The sequence below is a fragment of the Methyloprofundus sedimenti genome (assembly GCF_002072955.1).
Classification (GTDB): Bacteria; Pseudomonadota; Gammaproteobacteria; order Methylococcales; family Methylomonadaceae; genus Methyloprofundus; species Methyloprofundus sedimenti.
On sequence record NZ_LPUF01000001.1, the window covers coordinates 863,252 to 884,036 of the forward strand.

At 36.7% G+C, this 20,785-nt stretch carries 16 protein-coding genes and 1 pseudogene; 16 read left to right on the forward strand and 1 reads right to left on the reverse strand.

What is annotated here, in order from left to right:
- The first annotated feature begins 6 nt into the window (after positions 1–6).
- The 15 genes and pseudogenes from AU255_RS03800 to AU255_RS03880 all read left to right on the forward strand — a co-directional run bounded on the left by AU255_RS03800 (position 7) and on the right by AU255_RS03880 (position 18,876).
- A complete protein-coding gene (locus AU255_RS03800) occupies positions 7–1,179 on the forward strand; it encodes a porin family protein (protein WP_080521640.1) in 1,173 nt (390 codons plus the stop codon).
- 4 nt (positions 1,180–1,183) lie between these two features.
- Positions 1,184–2,755, forward strand: a complete 1,572-nt coding sequence (locus AU255_RS03805; protein WP_080521641.1) for a GumC family protein — start codon at positions 1,184–1,186, stop codon at positions 2,753–2,755.
- Positions 2,756–2,803: 48 nt separating this feature from the next.
- The gene (locus AU255_RS03810; RefSeq protein WP_233144545.1) at positions 2,804–3,706 is read left to right on the forward strand and encodes a CpsD/CapB family tyrosine-protein kinase; all 903 of its coding nucleotides are present in this window, start codon (positions 2,804–2,806) and stop codon (positions 3,704–3,706) included.
- A 45-nt stretch (positions 3,707–3,751) separates the two neighbouring features.
- Entirely contained in the window at positions 3,752–4,645 is an 894-nt protein-coding gene (locus AU255_RS03815) for an ExeA family protein (RefSeq protein ID WP_080521643.1), read from the forward strand.
- Positions 4,646–4,858: 213 nt separating this feature from the next.
- Positions 4,859–7,771 (forward strand): hypothetical protein, encoded by a 2,913-nt coding sequence (locus tag AU255_RS03820; protein WP_080521644.1) that lies wholly within the window; start codon positions 4,859–4,861, stop codon positions 7,769–7,771.
- 1,460 nt (positions 7,772–9,231) lie between these two features.
- Positions 9,232–9,675: pseudogene (locus AU255_RS03835) on the forward strand (O-antigen ligase family protein); the annotation flags it as partial.
- Positions 9,676–10,039: 364 nt separating this feature from the next.
- Entirely contained in the window at positions 10,040–11,428 is a 1,389-nt protein-coding gene (locus AU255_RS03840) for a hypothetical protein (protein WP_080521648.1), read from the forward strand.
- Positions 11,425–12,756 carry an oligosaccharide flippase family protein gene (locus AU255_RS03845; RefSeq protein ID WP_080521649.1) on the forward strand — a complete coding sequence of 444 codons (1,332 nt, stop codon included), beginning with the start codon at positions 11,425–11,427 and terminating at the stop codon, positions 12,754–12,756. Before AU255_RS03840 ends, AU255_RS03845 begins: the two co-directional genes overlap by 4 nt.
- A gap of 151 nt (positions 12,757–12,907) precedes the next feature.
- Positions 12,908–13,798: a sulfotransferase domain-containing protein gene (locus tag AU255_RS03850; RefSeq protein WP_080521650.1), complete on the forward strand. Its 891-nt coding sequence runs from the start codon at positions 12,908–12,910 to the stop codon at positions 13,796–13,798.
- Positions 13,791–14,726, forward strand: a complete 936-nt coding sequence (locus tag AU255_RS03855) for a sulfotransferase family protein (RefSeq protein WP_158083043.1) — start codon at positions 13,791–13,793, stop codon at positions 14,724–14,726. The genes AU255_RS03850 and AU255_RS03855 overlap by 8 nt, the downstream gene beginning before the upstream one ends.
- Positions 14,726–15,712 carry a glycosyltransferase family 2 protein gene (locus AU255_RS03860; protein ID WP_198942529.1) on the forward strand — a complete coding sequence of 329 codons (987 nt, stop codon included), beginning with the start codon at positions 14,726–14,728 and terminating at the stop codon, positions 15,710–15,712. Before AU255_RS03855 ends, AU255_RS03860 begins: the two co-directional genes overlap by 1 nt.
- 300 nt (positions 15,713–16,012) lie before the next feature.
- Positions 16,013–16,420, forward strand: a complete 408-nt coding sequence (gene mntA / locus AU255_RS03865; protein ID WP_080521652.1) for a type VII toxin-antitoxin system MntA family adenylyltransferase antitoxin — start codon at positions 16,013–16,015, stop codon at positions 16,418–16,420.
- An 80-nt stretch (positions 16,421–16,500) separates the two neighbouring features.
- Positions 16,501–17,382, forward strand: a complete 882-nt coding sequence (locus AU255_RS03870) for a sulfotransferase domain-containing protein (RefSeq protein ID WP_080521653.1) — start codon at positions 16,501–16,503, stop codon at positions 17,380–17,382.
- Positions 17,382–17,903: a serine O-acetyltransferase gene (locus AU255_RS03875; RefSeq protein ID WP_080521654.1), complete on the forward strand. Its 522-nt coding sequence runs from the start codon at positions 17,382–17,384 to the stop codon at positions 17,901–17,903. Before AU255_RS03870 ends, AU255_RS03875 begins: the two co-directional genes overlap by 1 nt.
- Entirely contained in the window at positions 17,896–18,876 is a 981-nt protein-coding gene (locus tag AU255_RS03880) for a glycosyltransferase (RefSeq protein ID WP_080521655.1), read from the forward strand. Before AU255_RS03875 ends, AU255_RS03880 begins: the two co-directional genes overlap by 8 nt.
- Before the next feature lie 159 nt (positions 18,877–19,035).
- Here AU255_RS03880 and AU255_RS03885 read toward each other — a convergent pair whose 3' ends face one another.
- Positions 19,036–20,037 (reverse strand): IS110 family RNA-guided transposase, encoded by a 1,002-nt coding sequence (locus AU255_RS03885; RefSeq protein WP_080521378.1) that lies wholly within the window; start codon positions 20,035–20,037, stop codon positions 19,036–19,038.
- 284 nt (positions 20,038–20,321) lie between these two features.
- Between AU255_RS03885 and AU255_RS03890 the strand changes: the two genes are divergently transcribed.
- The gene (locus AU255_RS03890) at positions 20,322–20,714 is read left to right on the forward strand and encodes an LbetaH domain-containing protein (RefSeq protein ID WP_080521656.1); all 393 of its coding nucleotides are present in this window, start codon (positions 20,322–20,324) and stop codon (positions 20,712–20,714) included.
- The last annotated feature ends 71 nt before the right edge of the window (positions 20,715–20,785 follow it).

Consider the following 20,785-nt stretch of genomic DNA (forward strand, 5'->3'; position numbering starts at 1 on the left):
CGTACCATGAGGTTTTATTTATTACTGCTGGGGATATTTATTGTCAACACCAGCCATGCAGCCGAGTGGTCAACTGATGCCAGTATTAATCAAGAGTTTTCTTATGATGATAATGTCAGAATGCTTGAAGATAAACAGGGTTCGTTTGTCTATCGGTTAATACCCGTGCTTAATGCGGCTTATGAAACTCAAAATTCTTCCCTGGCGACTTCAGTCTCATATGGTACACAACAATATGAAGCAATGCCTGAACAGAGTAGCGATATTCAGAATTATAGTCTACTTGGAAATTATCAAACTGAGACGACAATATACTCTCTATCAACCAGCTATAGCAAAGCACCTGCACGTAATTCAGCAGAGACCGATACAGGAAACTTTGCGACTAATGCTGATAAAACAAACTGGTCAGTAGTTCCAGCTATTTCTTATCGTATAACGCCTAACGACAGCTTGAGCCTGCAAGGTAGTTATGGAAAAACCATGTATTCAACGAATACACTTGCCGGCAATCAAAACTCAGTACTTAGTCTAGGTTGGTCCCGGCAATGGAGCGAACGTTATTCGGGGGGGATTAATATTACGTATAATTATTATGCGTCAGAGCCTGCATTATTTGCAATAACAAACAATATAGTCAGCAATAGTTATGGCGTTAACTTCTCAAATAATTATTTGTTGAGTGAAAAGTGGCAAATAGGTATTAACGTAGGCTATCGATACACAGATACGCAAAATAATTTTAGCTCAGACGTAGGAAATATTGAAATTTCGGAAGGTTCGCATGGTTTTTTAACGGATTCTAGTCTTAAGTATTTAGGGGAGCAGTTGATGGCAGAGGTTTCAGTGGGCCAGTCACTTGTGCCAGATGGGCAAGGACAGCTAAACCAGCAAACTAGAGTCAATTTTAGTTTGGGTTATACGTTAACGGAGCGATTATCTACGACATTTCAAACGAGCTACCAAAATAGTGTGCCCATTAGTGGCGTTCAAAATCTAATAGGGTATGATCGACAGAATTTTGACGCGAGCTATTCTCTTAACTATAAAATAGCACCTGACTGGAATCTAGGCTGTAGTTATAGGTATCGGCAGCAAATGAGTAATTATATTGCCAGCTCTAATACAGCGATGTTAACTCTCGGTTATAATTGGCAAGGCTTAAGTTTATCTAGGTAACGAAATGGAAGAAGACGTAAAATCACTGGTTGATTATTGGAATATTATACGTAGACGAAAGAAATTAGTCATAGTACCTACACTGATATTATTGTTGATAACGGTTGTAGTGGCTTTAGTCTTGCCACCTGTATACCAATCTCAAGCAACTATACTAATTGAACAGCAACATATTCCTACTGACTTAGTAAAGTCAACAGTGGTAAGTTTTGCTGATGAACGGATTAAACAGATAGAACAAAAGGTAATGACAGTTGACAATGTGACTAAAATTATCGAAAAATATAGTCTTTATCCAGAGCAGAAAGATAAAGTAGCAAACTTTGAATTGGCTGAGGAATTTAGAAAAAACACGGTTTTGACTTTAATTAATGCAAATGTTGTAAGTCAAGGTAGAGATAAGAAAGCAACATTAGCATTTTCACTCTCTTTCAGTCATAAAAACGCTATAGTCGCACAGAAAATTACCAATGAAATTGTTACTTTATATTTGGCTGCGAATATTAAAAACCGAACTGAAAGAGCCATTGAGGCCACAAAATTTCTAGAAGAAGAGGCAGATAAATTTAAGTTAGAGATTCAAAAGATTGAAAATCAGATAGCAGATTACAAAGAGAAATACAGTGATAGTTTGCCGGAATTATTGGCGGCTAATACTTCTGCAATTAGTCGTACCGAAAGTGAGTTACAGCAATTAGATTTGCGCGAAAGCATGTTGAATGAGCGCAGGATAAACTTACGTAATCAGTTAAGTCTGACAAGTCCCAATATTATAATGTCGGACAATTCAAATAATATAGTTGAATCCTTGTCTTCATTAGAAACACAGTATAGCTATTTATTAGGCAAGTACTCTGCTATGCATCCTGATGTTAAAGCGATAAAGCGCAAAATTGATAATGTTGCTCGTTCGAGCAGCGCTACAAAAGAGAATATAGCACAAAATATTAATAACCCCGTTTATCTGCAGTTACAAAGTGAAATAGAGATTTCGGGCCTTGAATTACAGAATATTTCTCAGCATAAACAAAAGTTACGTAATAGCTTAAAAGAGATTGAAGTTAGAGTATCTCAGACACATCAGGTGGAAAGGGGGTATTATGATTTAATGCGGGATTTGGATAATCAAAGACTAAAATATAAAGAATTAAAGTCCAAAGCGCTAGAGGCTAAATTATCTCAGACATTAGAAGAAGAACAAAAAGCAGAGAAATTTTCCTTAATTGAGCCTGCTAGAGTGCCGTCAAAACCAGAAAAACCTAATCGTTTTAAAATTTTAGTCTTGGGCTTTGTTTTATCTATAGGGATAGGTCTTGGGTTGGCACTTTTAGCGGAGATGCTGGATAGTAGCATTAGAGGGCATAAGCAGCTAGAAAGGGTGACAGGTATTGTCCCCATAGCGGTTATCCCTTATATAAAAAACCAAAACGATAAAGATCAGCACAAAAAGAATAAAAAGCAGATTGCCATGCTGGCTATTATTTTAGTGGTGGGCGCTATAGTTGCAACCCACTTTTTATATCAGCCATTAGATATTTTATGGTTTAAAGTATGGCATAGGATTAGTATGATATAGTTTGACTTAGAATGTAGGGTAATAGACTGATGTAGTAATAATGCCTAATTGAAACAAAATAACCTACGAAGGAACGGTTTCTTAAAACTGTTAGAAGGTTTTAGCGCAAGACTCTATATTATTTTAGCGGTAATTTTTTATAAGGTGAAAGCCGAGATGGAACGAGTAGAAAAAGCACTTAAAAAAATACAGGATGCTAAAAATAAAGTAGTACAACCAACGATTAAGGCATCGGAAGAGTCGTTAGTTATTAACTACACGCAAACTAAAACGCACGAAATCAACCATGAGCTATTAAGGGAACGTAGAGTAGTTTCGCTAGAAAAATATGGCGCGGAAGCAGAAACTTTTAAACTTTTACGGACTAAAGTACTTAAACAACTCAGAGTTAATAACTGGAACAGTGTTGGCATTACTGGCCCAACACAAGGTGTAGGGAAAACTATGGTATCGGTTAATTTAGCGATTGCGATGGCAAGAGAAGTTAACCAAACAGTATTATTAGTTGATTTGGACTTAAGGGTGCCTAGAATACAGTGGTACTTTGATGTCGAAGTTGAAAAAGGACTTAGTGATTGTTTAATGCAGAATATACCTATCAGCGAGGTATTAATTAACCCAAGTATAGAAAGGTTAGTTATTCTTCCTGGACGAGGGCGAAGTGAAAGCTCATCAGAATTATTGAGTGGTCCACTGATGCGTCAAATAGTTGAAGAGATTAAACAGCGTTATCAATCAAGAATCATCATTTTTGATTTACCGCCAATTTTAGCGAGTGATGATGTTTTGGCCTGTATGGATTTTTTTGATGCCGCATTGCTAGTCGTTGCAGAAGGTGAAAGCAAGCCCGAAGATGTAACTAAGTCATTGCACATGTTATCTGGATCTAACCTGCTGGGTATGGTTCTTAATAAGGCAGAAAACATTCCAGATCATATAGGATACTATTAAAAGCTTCTTCTAATTTAGTCCCATAGATCGATAAATAAGGCAGTTATGTATACCAGCTATTTTGGCTTAAGCAAAAAACCATTTTCACTGACTTCAGATGCAGATTTTTTATATTTAAGTCCTCCGCATAAAAAAGCCTTATCTATTTTAGAATATGGGCTAATGAGTCAGGCAGAATTTACCGTGATTACCGGCCAAATAGGTTTGGGTAAAACCACGTTGTTACAACGAGTATTAAAAACAGAAAGTGATGAATATATTGTTGGCTTAATAACCAATACGCATGCCGCATTTGGCGACTTGTTATCCTGGGTTCTTGCTGCCTTTAATATTAAAGACAAAGGTGGAAGTGAGGCGCAGCGCTATCAATTATTAGTAGACTTTCTGCGTCACTCTTATGCTAATCAGCGCCGAGCGGTGTTGATTATTGATGAAGCGCAAAATATGGACATAGCAACGCTAGAAGAATTACGATTACTGACAAATATTAATAGTGGTAGCCATATTCTGTTGCAATTAGTCTTAGTGGGTCACCCTGAATTAAAAGATAAGCTAAGAGATCCAAGACTCATTCAATTTGCACAGAGGATTTCTATAGAGTTTCATTTAAAACCATTAAATTTCGTAGAAACAGAAAAATATATTAATCATCGTCTTGAGGTCGTGGGTGGAATGGGTTTATTTACTAGTGCTGCTTGCACTGTAATATATTATTTTACCGGTGGTGTGCCACGGCTGATTAATAATATTTGTGAACTATGTTTAGTGTTTACCTTTGCAGATGATGAAAAGCAAGCCACATTAGAAACAGTGATACAGGTCGTTCAGGAAAACAAGACAGATGGAATTTTGCCATTAGTCGCGCAGAAAAATGAAGAAAATGAAAAGATAAGGCAGTTAGTACTTAAAAGTAATGGGATTGATTTAGAGCAGTTGTAATATTAATTACAGCCCCTTGACATTACGTACAGTTTAAAAAAGTGTCGAGGGTAGTGCTGGATCAGCTTAATAGTCGTCGTTTCTTAAGTTAAGGTGTTAGTTCATAGGGCGCAGCAGCACTACTACTTCACATTTGCAAAGTCGAAGTTACAGTAATTTGTGGCTAGGATGTAACTTTTTTATAACGTATTAATTTGATTTAAGGAATTATATATGAAATTTATTTTAATTATAGTAGGTAGTCTTTGTGCTCTGCTTCTTGGTTGTAATGATTCCAGTAACGGTCCTGAAGTTATTAGGGAGATTAATACAGCAATTAGTTCATTTCCTGCTGCAGCAGGAGGATCAGAAGAGCAAACAATGGATGTCGGTGTGAATACGAATTGGCTATCTTCCTGGGATACACCTCTATATTTAGCCAATCTTGCCGCAAATCTTGGTAAATGGGTGAAAGTCGATCCATCATCTGGACAACGAATAGGGGATGTAAAGGCCTCGGATCAGCATAGAGGGGCTGTGTTTCCTTATGATCCAGGGGATATACATAGGGCATACATAACTAATTTGGGCACGGGGATCCCTGCTGGCATATATACTGTGCGATGGAGTGGTAATGGTGAATTTGCTATTGGAGGCTACTCACTCACATCAGCAGTAGTATGGGATACTTCAGGTGCTTTTACATTTGAATATAGCGGTAGTGGGCTCATGGGGGCATGGTTTAAAGGGGAAAGCCTCACTTCTCTTGAAATTATTCATGAAGATAATGTTGCGGCATATGATGCTGGGAATAAGTGGAATCCTGCGTATATTGAGTTTGTTCAAAATGCAGGTATAAAAGTTTTACGTGCAATGAACTGGGGCGATACAAGCACTACAGTTGAATCACAATGGTCGGACAGAACTTTACCAACTGATATAGCTTATGGAGAAGGCTTTCCGATAGAACTTATGGCTGACTTTGTTACGCGCACTGGTATTGATATTTGGTGGTGTATTCCCGCTAGAGCAGATGATAATTACATAGAACAGGCTGGTGCGTTATGGAAAGCACTACTACCACCTACAGCTAAATTATATGTTGAGTTTGGTAATGAAGTATGGAACTATAGTGTCCCTTGGGGTGAAGGCACCCAGTGGTTACGCTACCCTAATGCTACTCGATATACAGCAGTTGCAGACCCTGTGACGGATACTTTTTATATGCCTAGTCATGGATTAGTTACGGGTGATAAGATTAGAAGTTTCAGTACTTTTGAAGACTATATAAATAAAGTTAACCACTATTGGATAATGGCAAATGGGGCTAATCCATTTGTAACAGTTGTTGATAGTGATAATTTCTATGTTAGTTATCCAGAGGGAGCGGCTAAAGCATTAATCTCATACGATCAAACAGAAATGATCTACATTAAAGACACAGGTCTTGTAGATACTCTGAATGAAAACTTCGTCTCTAGAAATGAAGCTGCTTGGGATGCCTTAGAGTTGAATATGGATCGTGCAAATATGCATTATATATTAAGTTCATGGGCTAATAGTGTATCTACTACGGAGGAACGGGTTAATGCCCTTGTAGACAAAACTAGACCGGACTCTGTAGCAGTTGCATTTTACTATACCCCCCATGTTGTAGCAGCTAAGCTAGACCAAGACACCACTGTGATGACTCCTAATATAATAGGCTTTCCTGCACATTTTGGTTTATACCTTGCTACAGATAATCCAACTAATGCAGAGGTAATATCTGGTGCTGGTGCAATAGCTAGTCAAGATTTTGCAAGTGTATCAGTTAATTCCTATACAGTAGGTAGTCAGGTTACAGGCTTAACAGATGGGGTTGCTTATAAGGCTATATTTATAGTTCATACTGATTTTGATATGCGTTTTGAAGTACCTTACACGCAGTCTGAAACTCCAATATCAGAAACATTCTTTGAGTCCCATGAGCAGCACCTAAAACGTGAAAGGTACGATATCGCTGATAAGGGTGATTCAGCTTTGGCGCATGCAGCAGTATCGCAAAGTATTCCAATCGTTGGCTATGAAGGTGGTTTAGCTTTTGATTATACAAAACCTGTAGATGTTGAGCCTTTCTGGGATGCCTACGCGCTGTCCCCAGAGGCAGAGCAGTCAACGTTGGAACACTTTCTACGACTCGCTGGTGCAGGTGTGGCTGAATATAATGTATATAAGGACGTTTCAACATCAGCATTTCACTTATCTAAGAACATAGAAACGCCATTAGATTATGGGCCTTATCGTGCGTATGTAGAAATGGGAGGCGAAATAACATCTAATGGTAATACTGTTTTTTCAGATAACCATAATATTGAGGTTTTATCGAAGCCCGACTCGCTAGAAACTATCTATGATTTAAGAGCAGATACTTCTGGAGCTGTCCCCTGGTCATTTGAAATACTATCCGGAAACGAGGAGGGTGTTTTTACGCTTAATTCCAATGGTCAATTATCTGTAACTGATGTTAATGCTCTGGATTGGAATGTCCCTAATATTTTCAATTTGAAGACAGCTGTTTATAACGGTGAGACTTATGATATGGCCAGCCAAACAATTAAGCTATGGGATATTGGAAAAGTAGTGTCATTCAATAAGGTCAACAATGCCGGGGCAACATTTGGAGATAGAGTCTTTAATCCAGGCGATACAATATCATTCACATTTTGGTATACCGATAAACCATATGAAATACCTGCAAAAGACAGTCATTTTATTGAATATCTAGGGTGGGATTTTTTATTGCATCCTTCGGGGAAAGTTTTGCTAGGGCCAAGTTTTTCTGTGACTATAGATGGAAATAGTATCTCTGATAATTATAATTTTAGTGAAAATGTATCGAAAGATTATCCGCATAGGATGGTGATCACAGTTAACGAAACGTACACTATATCAGGCATAAGTAAAACAAGCATAGCGCAGCTTGGCTGGGATGGCGTTATGCGTGATTTAACCTTGAATCAGGGCGGGGTTGAAACGGCTTGGGCAATGGACTCCGGTGCATTTGGTGCTGTATCACCACAGAACCAAGAGACAGCAACTATCGGTTCAGGAGTGCTGACTTATGTGAATGTGCTTGAAACCGACTGGTCAAATATCGAAAAGTGACAGATAGAAAGCATTCAAATTCAATTGCCTAAGATTCTGAAATTAAGTGTTGGTGCGATACGGTTTCATGCTGTGACATGGAGTGGGAAATTACTTCAGCATTATATATAATTTAGGGTTAAAATGCTTCGGATAAGAGAATTTTCTTAAACTACGTTAGATTTTATACTGCCTCGTCACCATGATTTTAGGTGGTATTTTTGAGTTGACTGTATATCAATTTCTTATGTGATATGGCTATTGAAATGGATTCATTGGTGTGAATTCGATGAGTTATTTAATACTTAGGAACGCACATGAAGTAACTTTGACACAATGGGACGCCGGATCTTTAGTCCGCCTTTTACAATGCAGGCTAAAGACCTACGTTCCATTTTAAGGTGCATACCTTATTTCGTGCACGCTCATTAGGATTCAATTTTTAATAAGACCCGAAACTATAGCGAAATACTGGCAAGTAAATAGGCTGCTTTTCCTGTATTCCGCAAGCTTCATACAGACTTGTATTTCAGGAAATTATGAAATCCCCATTCATTAGTTTGAATAATTCTCTATTTAGGATTGAAAAATGTATTATTTAATGGATGTCATGAATTCTAATGCCTGAACACATAAGGGCTTATTTTTTTCATACTAACGCTTTCATTAATGATTTTTGAGTATAGTAAAAAGACTATTTGTAGATTATCTTCATACCATAACTTTGACAGCAGACGGAATGCTTGGTTATTTTTGACTTCAGTAGCATTTTTACAGCTAACTTTTGGTTTTATAGTCTGATAGCAGCAGTTGTATTCTTTATATACTGCGTCTCGTGATGAAAATAAATTAGGATTATATTATTTTCTATTGTTTATTCTGCCTCCAGTTTCAATGTCAATTTCTGGTGGGGGAGGCATTAATCAGCTCATAGCTATTAGTCATCCACGCATGTTGCCTATGTGTATTTTAGTGCCTCTAATTTTCAAAACATCTGGGTTAACATTCAAAATTAATAACAGAGTAAATCTCTTTGTTATCGCGTATTTTGCGTTGTCCGCTTTTCTGAATTTTAGAGACTCATTATCATTTGCGGATGCAATTCGTTATGTACTGTATGATTTTACGGATTTTTTTGTTCCATACATGATTTTTTAGTAGATATTTGGGATCAATAAAGCAATTGTACGATGTGTTTCTGCCCTATATTGCTGCAACAGGTTTACTATCAGCGATTGCAAGTTTTGAATTCGTGAGAGGTTGGCTAGTTTATGATGTGTTTGCACACTCAATGAGGCTTGACTTGGGAGTGAACGAATATATTGCTCGTGCCGGTAATGTTAGGGCGATGGCTTCTACTACGCAACCTATTGCATCAGCTTATGTGTTAATGGTAGCGGTTGGTTTTTAAAGAGTCAATAAAGCTGAAGAGTACTTGGGTTTTAAGGGCTGCTTTACTTCGTGCATGACTCCTTGTAACTCTTTCAAGAGGGCCGTGGTTTGGTTTAGCCATTCTATTATTTATGTTTGTCATTACAGGGCGACATCAGGTATTGAATCTTTTGAAATTGACTGCTGGAGCGTTTGCAGGACTCATGATTTCATTACTGACTTCGATGGGAAGGAATATCGTTGCCACACTGCCATTTATTGGTGATAGTGAACAAGACAATGTCGAGTTTCGAAATGTTCTTATTGATGTTGCATATACAATAATAATGCGTAATCCTTTGTTCGGATCTGGTGACTATAGGAGTGTCCCAGAATTTCTGGAAATCACTTCGGGGCAATTAGACATTGTTAACTCATACTTAAATATAGCTTTGAGCTCTGGTTTAGTCGGGCTGTTTGTATTTTGTATGGCTTTTGTTGTGGCCATTATTTCTATTCGGAGCTACGGTTATGTTCTCAATACTTGCGTTTAAGGAGATGCGCTTCGTGCCGCACAGCACATCCTAGGTATTTTGAGCTAACAATAGGGCTACTGTATTCAGATGCGATAAATAAAGCATCTTTTTCATTCACGCTAACAGTATCTAAAGCAAAGCAAAGAGTACTTTGAATACTTAAGTACAAAACAAGATAAGATTTAGAAAAAATGTGCACGTGTAACCCCATAATAAATTCTATAACTCTAGTGTATACACTTACACTTAGGGTATACTTTTTTAAATTTTCTTGGAAAGGTCAATTTGATTGCTTAGCAAACGACGATAGACTCTTTTTATGATACCCACTACAGTTAAAGGCTTAACTTTGAAGCAGTATTTTTTCTTAAGGCGTTTATAGATGGAAGGTAATATATTTGCTTTCGCGATGTTGATAATATGGCCATTAATATCTATTAGATTATATCAAACCCAAACCATACAAAACGCTAGCTTCTGGACGATAGTGGGTGGTTTTATGACTTTGCCCGTAAGGACTGAAGTGGATTTACCACTGATCCCTGCCTTAGGTAAACATTCAATTCCTGTTGTCGCTGCAATAGTCGGTTGTTGGCTGGTAAAAGGACGTCGTATTAAGTATTTTGCTAATAAAGGTTGGCTTAAATTTTTAGTCTTATTAATGATTATTGCGCCATTTATCACAGTTATGCTGAATGGAGATAGAGTGATTGTTGGAGGGGATTTTATACAAGGATTAACGCTCCACGATGGATTATCAGCGGTTATAAATCAGCTATTGTTGATAACGCCATTTTTCATGGGCAAGCAGTTTTTTCGGACTTATGAAGATCACTTATTAATATTTAAAAGTCTAGTTGTCGCTGGATTGATTTATTCCATACCAATGTTATTTGAAATACGTATGAGCCCGCAGCTACATAGCTGGTTATATGGTTATTTTCCACATGAATTTGTGCAACAAATGCGGGCAGGTGGATTTCGCCCTGTAGTGTTTATGGGGCATGGTTTATTAGTAGCTTTTTTTACCGTCGTTGTCTTACTTTCTTCCACAGTATTATGGAAAAACAATGAAAAAATACGGCAATTTTCAGCAACAAAGTTAAGTTATTTTTTTATAATTCTCTTGTTCTTATGTAAAAGCATGGCTTCGCTTATGTATGGTTTGTTTGCTGTGCTTATGATTAAAAAAACATCATATAAAGTGCAATTACGGATGGCTTTAATTTTAGCGATATTAGCAGTAAGTTATCCTATGTTGTCAATTTTGAATATTTTTCCTCATCAGCAGTTATCAGATTTAGCCGTTGAATACATGGGTGAAGAGCGGGCTCAATCTTTAACGTATCGTTTTGATAATGAAAAAGTTTTGTTGGATCATGGACGAAAAAGATTTTTCTTCGGTTGGGGGGGGTGGGGGCGTAATCGTGTGTATAATGAAGAAACAGGAAAAGATGAAACAGTAACAGATGGCCGTTGGATTATTACTTTTGGAACAGCAGGTTGGTTAGGGTTTATAGCGGAGTTCGGTTTTTTGTTAGTGAGTGTTTTACAAGCTAATAAAGCTGCGAAGATAATTAAATTATCTACTAAGGAATTAACCTTATTAGCGGCTCATGCCCTCTTGGTCAGTTTTATTATGATTGATCAACTTCCTAATGCCTCTTTCGCGCCTTGGCTTTGGTTGTTAGTTGGTATTTTATTAGGGCGTTCAGAAGATATAATGAATAAGAATCAATTACAACGTAATAAACCGATAATAACTCAATGAGTAAAACATTAAAGCAGCGTGCGGTACGTTCAGGAAGTTGGGTTATATTCGGTCATTTATTTTCTCAGGGCTTGCGTTTAGGCAGTAACCTCATTTTAACGCGACTACTTGTGCCTGAAATATTTGGCGTGATGACAATCGTAACTGTCATTATGGTGGGCTTAGCCATGTTTTCGGATGTGGGATTATTGCAAAATATCGTACAAAGTAAACGAGGTGAAGAGCGAAAGTATCTAAACACGGCGTGGACTATTCAGATTATCAGAGGTTTGGCAATTTTTTTAATTGCATTGGTATTAAGCTTTGGCCTATATGTCTTAGGGCAGCTAGGTTGGTTAAACTCAGACACTGTTTATGGTAATGCTCAATTGCCAGTCATTCTTGCTGTTGTATCACTGACCGCAATTGTTGCGGCATTTAATTCTATTAATATATTAGTGTTAAATAGAAAATTGATGATGAGTAAGTTGATAATGATTGATTTGGTCAGTCAAGTGGCAGGCCTTATGTTTATGTTGATGTGGGCATGGTATCAGCGAGACGTTTGGGCCTTAGTTTTTGGTGGCATCCTAAGTGCTGTTGTGAAAATGCTGTTGTCACATAATGTCAGTATCGGTGAGAGATGTCATTTTAATTGGGATAAAAAGGCTGTTCATGAGATTATCCATTTTGGTAAATGGATATTTTTGTCCTCAATCTTTGGCTTCCTGCTCAATCAAGGAGACAGGATATTATTGGGTGGCATGATTAGTGCTGAATTGCTTGGTGTTTATAGTATCGCATTTTTTCTAGCCAATGCACTGAAAGATGCATTATTAAAACTGATTTCCTCAGTTTTTTTCCCAGTGCTTAGTGAAACAGTGAGGAATTCACCCGAGAGATTAGAAAGTACTTATTACAAAATACGTAATAAGATTGATACGATAACATTTTTTATAGCTGGATTTATATTCGCATCAGGCGAAACTATTGTCAGATTTTTTTATGATTCACGATATCAAGATGCTGGATGGATGTTGCAAATATTGTCACTATCGCTTGTTGCGACAGGTTTTTTTCTTTCAGGACAGTGTTTTTTGGCTCAAGGTAATTCAAAAATTCTAACATTAATGACACTTATACAAACAGCTTCACTGTATATCCTGCTACCATTTTTATACTATGAATATGGCATGCTAGGTGCCGTGTGGTCAATAGTTGCAATTTCGCTTATTCGAATTATCGTTTCGAGTATGTATATGAAAATATATTTCTTTTATAACATAAAGAAAGAGTTTTTGATGTTACCGGTTATTTTTATCGGATACGGCATAGGAGTGTTCTTGTGAGTTTTAAACCACAGTATATGATGATGACAAAGGTAGGTGTTATGCAGTTTTCCTTTTCGAAGGAAACTACAATGTTTATGATGAGAATCTTTTTATATTTTTATTTCGTATTACCGGTTTAATAAACACTAGTAAAGTAGGTTGTTAATAAATGAATTTACCATCAGTATTTATAATCGGAGCAGCAAAGTCGGCAACTACAACGCTAGCCGAATTATTGAGCATGCATCCTAGAATTTGTCTTGGTGAGCAAAAAGAACCTGAGTTCTTTTCTCATGATGATCATTTTAGTCTAGGTTTTAAACATTATAGTGAAAATTATAAATATGCCTCAAAAGAAGACATCATAATTGATGCATCAACCTCATATTCACGATCGCCTCAATTTCCATTGTCGGCTCAACGCATCTATCACTTTAACCCTCAAGCAAAAATTATTTACGTTTTACGAAATCCAATAGATAGATCATATTCACATTATGTTCACCGATACAGTAAAGAATTGTATCCCAATCAGCCGTTTAATATTTCATTCTCCGAATTTGTTAAACAAGAACCCGTCTGTTTGGACTCTAGTCTTTATCAATATCAGTTGGCATGCTATTTAAAATATTTTGATTCTGATTCGATACACATTGTATTTACAGAAGATATTAAGGAAAATCAATTTAAGTGTTTAGAGAATGTATGTAGCTTTATAGGCGTTGAATATCAACCTGAATGGTTTAAAGTTACTTCAAGTAATGTTGGGCAGAGTTTTCTTGATAGCAGAAAAAAAGTGGCAATATCAAATATATTTAGGAGCTTACCTTTTTATCATAAATTACGAGGTAATATATCTAAGCCTTTGAAGGAAAAAATATATAAATTATTGCTCATGTCATTCGCTAAATCTATTGATCAAGATTTTACACCAAACCCATTAATCAGAGAAGACGTCTTAATGATGAAGGTTCTGTTTAAAGACTCTAATGATTGGCTAGAAAAATATACAGGAAGAACACTTGAGCATTGGGACTGTTACGGTAAAGAAAGTGAATGAAAAAAACTTAGTATTCATTTGTGGGGCATTACGATCTGGATCTTCGCTTACCCATTTAATCCTTGACCATCATCCAGAGATAAATAACCCAGGTGAATTTGATTTTCTATTTGATCAAATATCAGCAGGTGTTACGTTTCCAGTTATGGCAGCATATGAGGAATGGTTATCTGTTCATCGTATCTTTCAATCTAAACTATTGAGCATAGACTCCTCATTAGATTACCCTGAACTTTTTGATTCGTTTATAGCTCAGCTGGCACAAGCTAATTGTGCATTGACATTGAATGTTCATAGACATTTTGATTTGATTCCCTATTTGTTTCCTAATGTTAAATTTATACATTTAATACGTGATCCTAGAGATGTTGCTAGGTCTAGTATAGGAATGGGCTGGGCGGGTAATGTTTATTATGGTGTTGATCATTGGATTGAAACTGAAAAATCATGGGAGCGTCTTCAGGAAAAGGTTGCGCCAGAACAATATATGGAATTAAGCTTTGAAGAATTGATTTTATCACCTCAGCCCGTTTTACAAAAAGCCTGTGATTTTATAGGGGTACCCTATTCTGAATCAATGCTAAATTTTTCTGATAGTTCAACTTATAGTGAACTTGATCCATCATTGGTTTATCAGTGGCAAAAGAAATTATCAAAAAGAGAAATTCAGTACGTTGAATCAAAAGCGCATATATTTATGGAATCACTTGGTTATACTTTAAGTGGGCATCCTCTGATAACTTTTGGAATACTTGAAAAAATAAAGTTAAAAATTGCAAATAAACTCTTTAAATTACAATTTAGCATTAGGCGACATGGCTTAGTGCTTGTATTTAAACATCGGTTATCTCGTTTATTGAATTTAAAGTCTATGAATAAGCAGGTAACACTCAAAATGAATGATATTAACAAATTGTATTTAAAATAGTGAAAGATAAAAATCAACGTATTGTTGTCGTTATTATTAATTATAAAACAGCTGATTTAATCATTGATTGTCTGGAGTCGCTACTTCCAGAATTAAGTAGTTTGAAAGCTAACGTCATCATCGTTGATAATAATTCTAATGATAATTCTTGTAATGAAATTTCTGATTGGATCATTAAAAACGATATTTTGAAAAAAGTTGAATTAATTGCTTCATATGAGAATACTGGTTTTTCAGGGGGAAATAATCGCGGCATTAGTCATATTGAAGCTGACTATTATCTATTATTAAATAGCGATACCTTGCTGCGCAAAGGTGCGATTAGCTTATTACTTGAAGCAGCTAAAAAGGATAAAAGCGTTGGTTTAGTCAGTCCGCGCTTAGAATGGACAGATACAACACCACAAGAAAGTTGTTTTCGTTTTCATTCGCCAATTAGTGAATTAATCTCATCAGCGAATACAGGCTTAATTACGCGCTTATTTAAATCATATAATGTGCCTTTTTTAGTTTCTGATACAGCTGATTGTTACGATTGGACGAGCTTTGCTTGTGTATTAGTTAAGTCTGAGGTCTTTAAAGATATAGGGCTGATGGATGATGGCTATTTTATGTATTACGAAGATGTGGCTTTTGCCTATCATGCTCAAAAGGCAGGTTGGAAAGTATTAAATGTGCCAGATGCTCATGTGGTGCATTTACGTGGTGGTAGTTCCCCCGTGAAATCACAAACAAAATTACGTAAGCGTTTACCGCGTTATTATTATGAATCGAGAACCCGTTGTTTTTATCAGTTATACGGCCGATTAGGTTTGTTGGCGGCTAATCTATTGTGGACAATAGGCTGGGGAATATCAACATTACGTCAGTTATTAACATCTAGCTTTGAGCCTTCGGTTTCTGAGGCTCAATGGAAGGATATTTGGATTAATTTTAGTAATCCTTTAAAATCTTATATTCATCCTGATCATTATGATAAATCTTGATGTTGTGCTGAAAAATGAGCACAAATTTGGGGCGCGGATCTTTAGTCCGCTTTTTAAAATGCAGGCTAAAGACCTGCGCCCCTTTAAGTCATTTCCTTACACACATCTTTTTGAACAATAATAATCAATGACTTACAGAAAGATAGTGAAAATTGAGAATCCAGAAAAATCAGGAGCTACAAGAAATCGTGTGAAAATAATACAATGTTGTAACTCATTGATTTACATTATGTCTAATACTTGTGTGTAAGGAGATGCCTTTAAGTATGTACAGGTAATTTTATGTCCACTCCTTAGTTTATGGACTTAATAGAATTGGAGTCTGTATTAAAACATTGGCTCAGTGAGCATACTGAAATTGAATTAGCTATTTTGTTTGGCTCTTATGCGAAAGGAACAGCAACAGACCATAGTGATATTGATTTTGCAATTAAATTATCATCTAGGCAAGGTATAAAGGCTGGTGATAAGCTCGCTTATATTCAGCAACTGTCAATATTGCTTAGTCGAGATATTGATTTGATTGACTTAAGATCGGTAGGGCAACCTTTATTAGCCCAGATTATAAAGTACGGTAAGCGGCTATTAGGATCTGATGCAGACTATGCACAACTGGCTATCAATAATATTAATAGCATACAAGATTTTACGCCTTATATTGAACGAATGTTAACGGAAAGAAGAAAGCGGTGGTTGGTTAATGGATAATATTAGATAAAAAAGTCGATTTTCATCATTTAAATGATTTTAAACGTTATATTGAAGAAATTACGCGATAACGAGGATTTATGACGAAACCTGATTTTATTATTATCGGTGCTATGAAAAGTGCAACGAGCACTTTACATGAGCAGTTAGCTTTGCAGGATGGTATTTTTATGACCACTCCTAAAGAGCCTAATTATTTTAGTGATGATGAGCAGTATGCGCGTGGTGAGGCTTGGTATGAGGGTTTATTTGCTAATGCGGAGGCTAATGATTTATGTGGTGAGTCGAGTACGCATTATACAAAATTACCTGATTACCCATTAACGATTGAGCGCATGGCTAAGCGGCTTAAAAAGGTTAAATTGATTTATGTGCTGCGTCATCCCGTGGATCGTTTAATTTCTCATTATATACATCAATGGTCACAGAATGTTATCAAGTGTGATATTAATGAGGCCATTGATCAATATGAAGAGTTAACGGCTTATAGTTGTTATGCAAGGCAGTTGCAGCCTTATATTGAGCAGTTTGGACGTGAAAATATTTTACTTTTATTTAATGAATCAATAAGAAAAAATCAGCAAAAAGAACTTGAAAAAGCAGCTGAATTTATTGGTTATAAAGAGAAGGTTGTTTGGCAAGAAGATCTTGCAGCACAAAATGTATCAAATGAACGGATACGAGCCTTTCCAGGTTATAGTTGGATTGTTGAATCTGAAATTATGACTTTTTTACGTCGTGTGTTGATACCTAAATGGCTTAGAAATAAAATTAAAAGTGAAATGACATTAAAAGAACGTCCTGTGATTGATCCGGTGCACCTTGCTCAAAATACGACTATATTTGATCAGGATTTAGCTCGTTTGGGACATGCGTTGAATGTTGAATTATCTTGTGAAACGTATAAAACTATTGTGATTAACCAAGAATTGAGTTTGCAACACGATATAGAGGAAAAATAATGGTATCTATTACTGATGCAGATTGGAGTCGAGAAGTTCCTCGTAAGTTTTGGGATCCGAGTAGAAAATTGTTGCTGTCTATTAGGTGCTATCAAAAATGTAAACAAAAGAAAGGTTTTATTGCATTAGTCATATCAAAAATTTGTGTGATTCAACATGCTTTTTGGTCGGCAATTTCTGGAGCTGATATTCCTATTTCTTGTAATATTGGAGGAGGGCTGTTAATTCCTCATCCAAATGGGATTGTTATTCATCCACAGTCTGAAATAGGCATTAACTGTTTAATACATCAGCAGGTTACGGTCGGAGTAAAAAGAGGAAATGCTATTCCACCAAAGATTAGCGCTCATGTTGATATAGGTGCTGGCGCTAAAATTATAGGTAATATTAATATTGGTGACCATAGTTTAATTGGTGCAAATGCTGTTGTAGTTAAAGATGTTGAAGCAGGTGTCATCGTGGCAGGTATTCCGGCTAGAGCGATAGGTTTTACGCAAGATAAATACAATAACCATGACTGATAGAGCACGAATCGGTGCTGTGGTAATTGGCCGTAATGAAGGTCAACGTCTTGTTACTTGTCTTCAATCGTTGGTAAATAGTCTTGATTATATTGTGTATGTTGATTCTGGTTCTAACGATAGTAGTTTGCACGAAGCGGAGTCTTTAGGTGTTGCAACGATTTCACTTAATATGTCTATTCCCTTTACTGCTGCACGGGCACGAAATGAAGGTGCGCAGTATCTTTTAAGTAATTTTGTTGAGTTAGATTATATTCAGTTTATTGACAGCGACTGTGAGATTCAGCCTGAGTGGATTGTTACTGCGGCCCATTTTTTAGATGAGCATGCTGATTATGCCGTTGCTTGTGGTCGTAGGCGTGAACGATTTCCTGAACAATCAATATACAACCAGTTATGTGATATTGAGTGGAATACGCCTGTTGGTGATGCGTTTGCTTGTGGTGGCGATGCTTTAATTCGTGTCGAGGCTTATAAGCAGGTTAATGGTTATCGCGATGATTTAATTGCCGGTGAAGAGCCTGAAATGTGCTTTCGACTTAGGGCAAAGGATTGGAAAATAAAGCGATTAGATGCTGAGATGACTTTACATGATGCAGCGATGATAAAGTTTTCTCAATGGTGGAAAAGAACCACTCGTACAGGGTACGCTTTTACACTAGGCAGTTCGATTCATGGTAAATCAGAAGAACGTTATTGGGTGAAGGAAACTCAAAGAATAATGTTATGGGGTTTATTTTTACCTGTGTTTATTGTTGTTTTAGCCTTTGTTAATCCTCTTTTTCTATTTTTATATTTAATTTATTTTGTTCAGATTGTAAGGGTGGGTTTGAAACGACGAGATTTAGGAACAATAAAATTTAAATGGGCGGCTAGTGTTGTGCTAGGGAAAATACCAGAGGCTATAGGATTAATTAATTGTTTATTGGATAGGTTAAGAAATATTACGCCTAATATTATTGAATATAAGTAATGGAGTGTAGATGTAATGATTAATGAAATAACTCGTACTTTTTATGAGATAAGGACAGATTCTTATCGGTACAGTAGATGGCTTTTGGTTTTCTTGTTCATATCGAATACGTAGATACTCTATTAAAACGCAAGCGTGAATGCATAAAAATTTATATTTTTATGCATTTATAGTGATAGGTAACGTATAAAAACGAGCCCCATCGAATTTTTTGTTAGTACGTAACATGCCATGGATGGCGTGTAATAATTTACGCATCACAGCACAGACCGCTTGTACTTTCTTTAAGCCATTATCCTCAATCAAGTGATGATAATAGCCTTGAATATTCGGCTCGAATCGGCTGGCAACCAAAGCTGGCATATACAAGGCCTGACGAATATATTTATTACCCACTTTGCTAATGCGTGGCTTTTTAGATACGCTACTACCTGAATCAAATATCCTTGGATCCAACCCTGCATGAGCAACCCACTGCCGCGCAGTCATATCCTTAGGCAAGATCATCAGTTCACTCAGTATTTGTACCGCTGAGGCTTGTGCAATCCCTTTGATGCCGGTGATTAATGTATAAGCTTGCTTCAGATCTTCATTTTGATGAATAAGGTTAAGTGCACTGTCGCGCAAGGTTTTAATTTGTGCGTCTAAAATATCAATCAACTGCTCTGTCTGTTCAATCACCAGCACAGGTGTTTCCACTGTTGATTCCAAAGCATGAAGCTGGTTTTTAGTTTGTGTTTTTTGCTTACTTAAGGCGGCAATACGACGCGCAGTCGCTCTTAAGCTAATACATTCATCGGCTGGACGCTCCCAGGCTTCAAAAGGCATTCTTTCAGCATAAATCGCTAAATTCTCTGCATCAATCGCATCGGTTTTGCTGCGCGTCATTAAGGCTTTAGCAAAGTTGTGTGCGGCTTTGGGGTTAATCACCATCACTTCAATACCGTCTGCTCGACTAAGAGCGACAGCTAAATCAAAATGATAGATGCCTGTTGCCTCGATGCAAACCTTTGTTTCTCCTTTAAGTTTTGTTAAAGACTGAATAATTGATTGATGACCTAAAGGGGTATTATCAAAGGATTTCGCTTTACGTGCCTTACCATTAACCATGACGACAACAACTAATTCCTTGCAACTCACATCAATTCCGACAGTATTCATTTTTTATCCCATATTAAGTATTATAATGATCACTGGTTTCCCAACCCTGACACTTCACCTACCGTCCTTGTGAATGCAGACTCAGAAGCATAGCTTACAGGTCTCAGATACTCCACGGCATGGATGACGAGGGTGGGGAGCCAATCTACGAGCAAGCTCAAAGCTTAAGGTTGGGCCGGCTTCCCCAGAAAATCAGTTATTACTATAATTGTTTTGTGTTAAATAATCTTGTGTTTAAGAGATATGTTTAATATACAAGGTTAAGGAAATCAAAGCCTAGTTTTTTGGTACTGCTTCCTTTAGATCTTTTTTGGGGGATTGTTCGTGCCTTAGTATCTAGTACGAAAATTTCTTCTGAGATAAAAAATGGAACTGCATTTTATCTTCCTCATCCTGATGGAGTTATTCTCAATGGTATGTGTGTCATAGGTGATAATGTATCCATATACCAGCAAGTTACAATCGGTGAGTGGTGGGGAGCAGCCCCATGTATAAAAAATGGTACTTCTATTTTTGCTGGAGCTAAGGTCTTTGGAGGTATTACTATTGGAGGAAACTGTAAAATAGGTGCAAATACAGTTATTAATGTTGATATACCAGATAATTCATCAGTATCGGTGCAAAGTGTAGTTATTCGTTCTCGATCTATAGAAAATAGTATACCCAATCCAGATTGAAACACGTAGTTCAGTAATTTCAATAAATTATGTCAATGTAGTTTTAGTTTATTAAGCATGGAGATTTTTTT

Bases quoted from the DNA above. Each gene is read 5' to 3' on its own strand.
- AU255_RS03800 (WP_080521640.1), top strand. From the start codon at position 7: ATGAGGTTTTATTTATTACTGCTGGGGATATTTATTGTCAACACCAGC.
- AU255_RS03805 (WP_080521641.1), top strand. From the start codon at position 1,184: ATGGAAGAAGACGTAAAATCACTGGTTGATTATTGGAATATTATACGT.
- AU255_RS03815 (WP_080521643.1), top strand. From the start codon at position 3,752: ATGTATACCAGCTATTTTGGCTTAAGCAAAAAACCATTTTCACTGACT.
- AU255_RS03820 (WP_080521644.1), top strand. From the start codon at position 4,859: ATGAAATTTATTTTAATTATAGTAGGTAGTCTTTGTGCTCTGCTTCTT.
- AU255_RS03840 (WP_080521648.1), top strand. From the start codon at position 10,040: ATGGAAGGTAATATATTTGCTTTCGCGATGTTGATAATATGGCCATTA.
- AU255_RS03845 (WP_080521649.1), top strand. From the start codon at position 11,425: ATGAGTAAAACATTAAAGCAGCGTGCGGTACGTTCAGGAAGTTGGGTT.
- AU255_RS03850 (WP_080521650.1), top strand. From the start codon at position 12,908: ATGAATTTACCATCAGTATTTATAATCGGAGCAGCAAAGTCGGCAACT.
- mntA (WP_080521652.1), top strand. From the start codon at position 16,013: ATGGACTTAATAGAATTGGAGTCTGTATTAAAACATTGGCTCAGTGAG.
- AU255_RS03870 (WP_080521653.1), top strand. From the start codon at position 16,501: ATGACGAAACCTGATTTTATTATTATCGGTGCTATGAAAAGTGCAACG.
- AU255_RS03875 (WP_080521654.1), top strand. From the start codon at position 17,382: ATGGTATCTATTACTGATGCAGATTGGAGTCGAGAAGTTCCTCGTAAG.
- AU255_RS03880 (WP_080521655.1), top strand. From the start codon at position 17,896: ATGACTGATAGAGCACGAATCGGTGCTGTGGTAATTGGCCGTAATGAA.
- AU255_RS03885 (WP_080521378.1), bottom strand. From the start codon at position 20,037: ATGAATACTGTCGGAATTGATGTGAGTTGCAAGGAATTAGTTGTTGTC.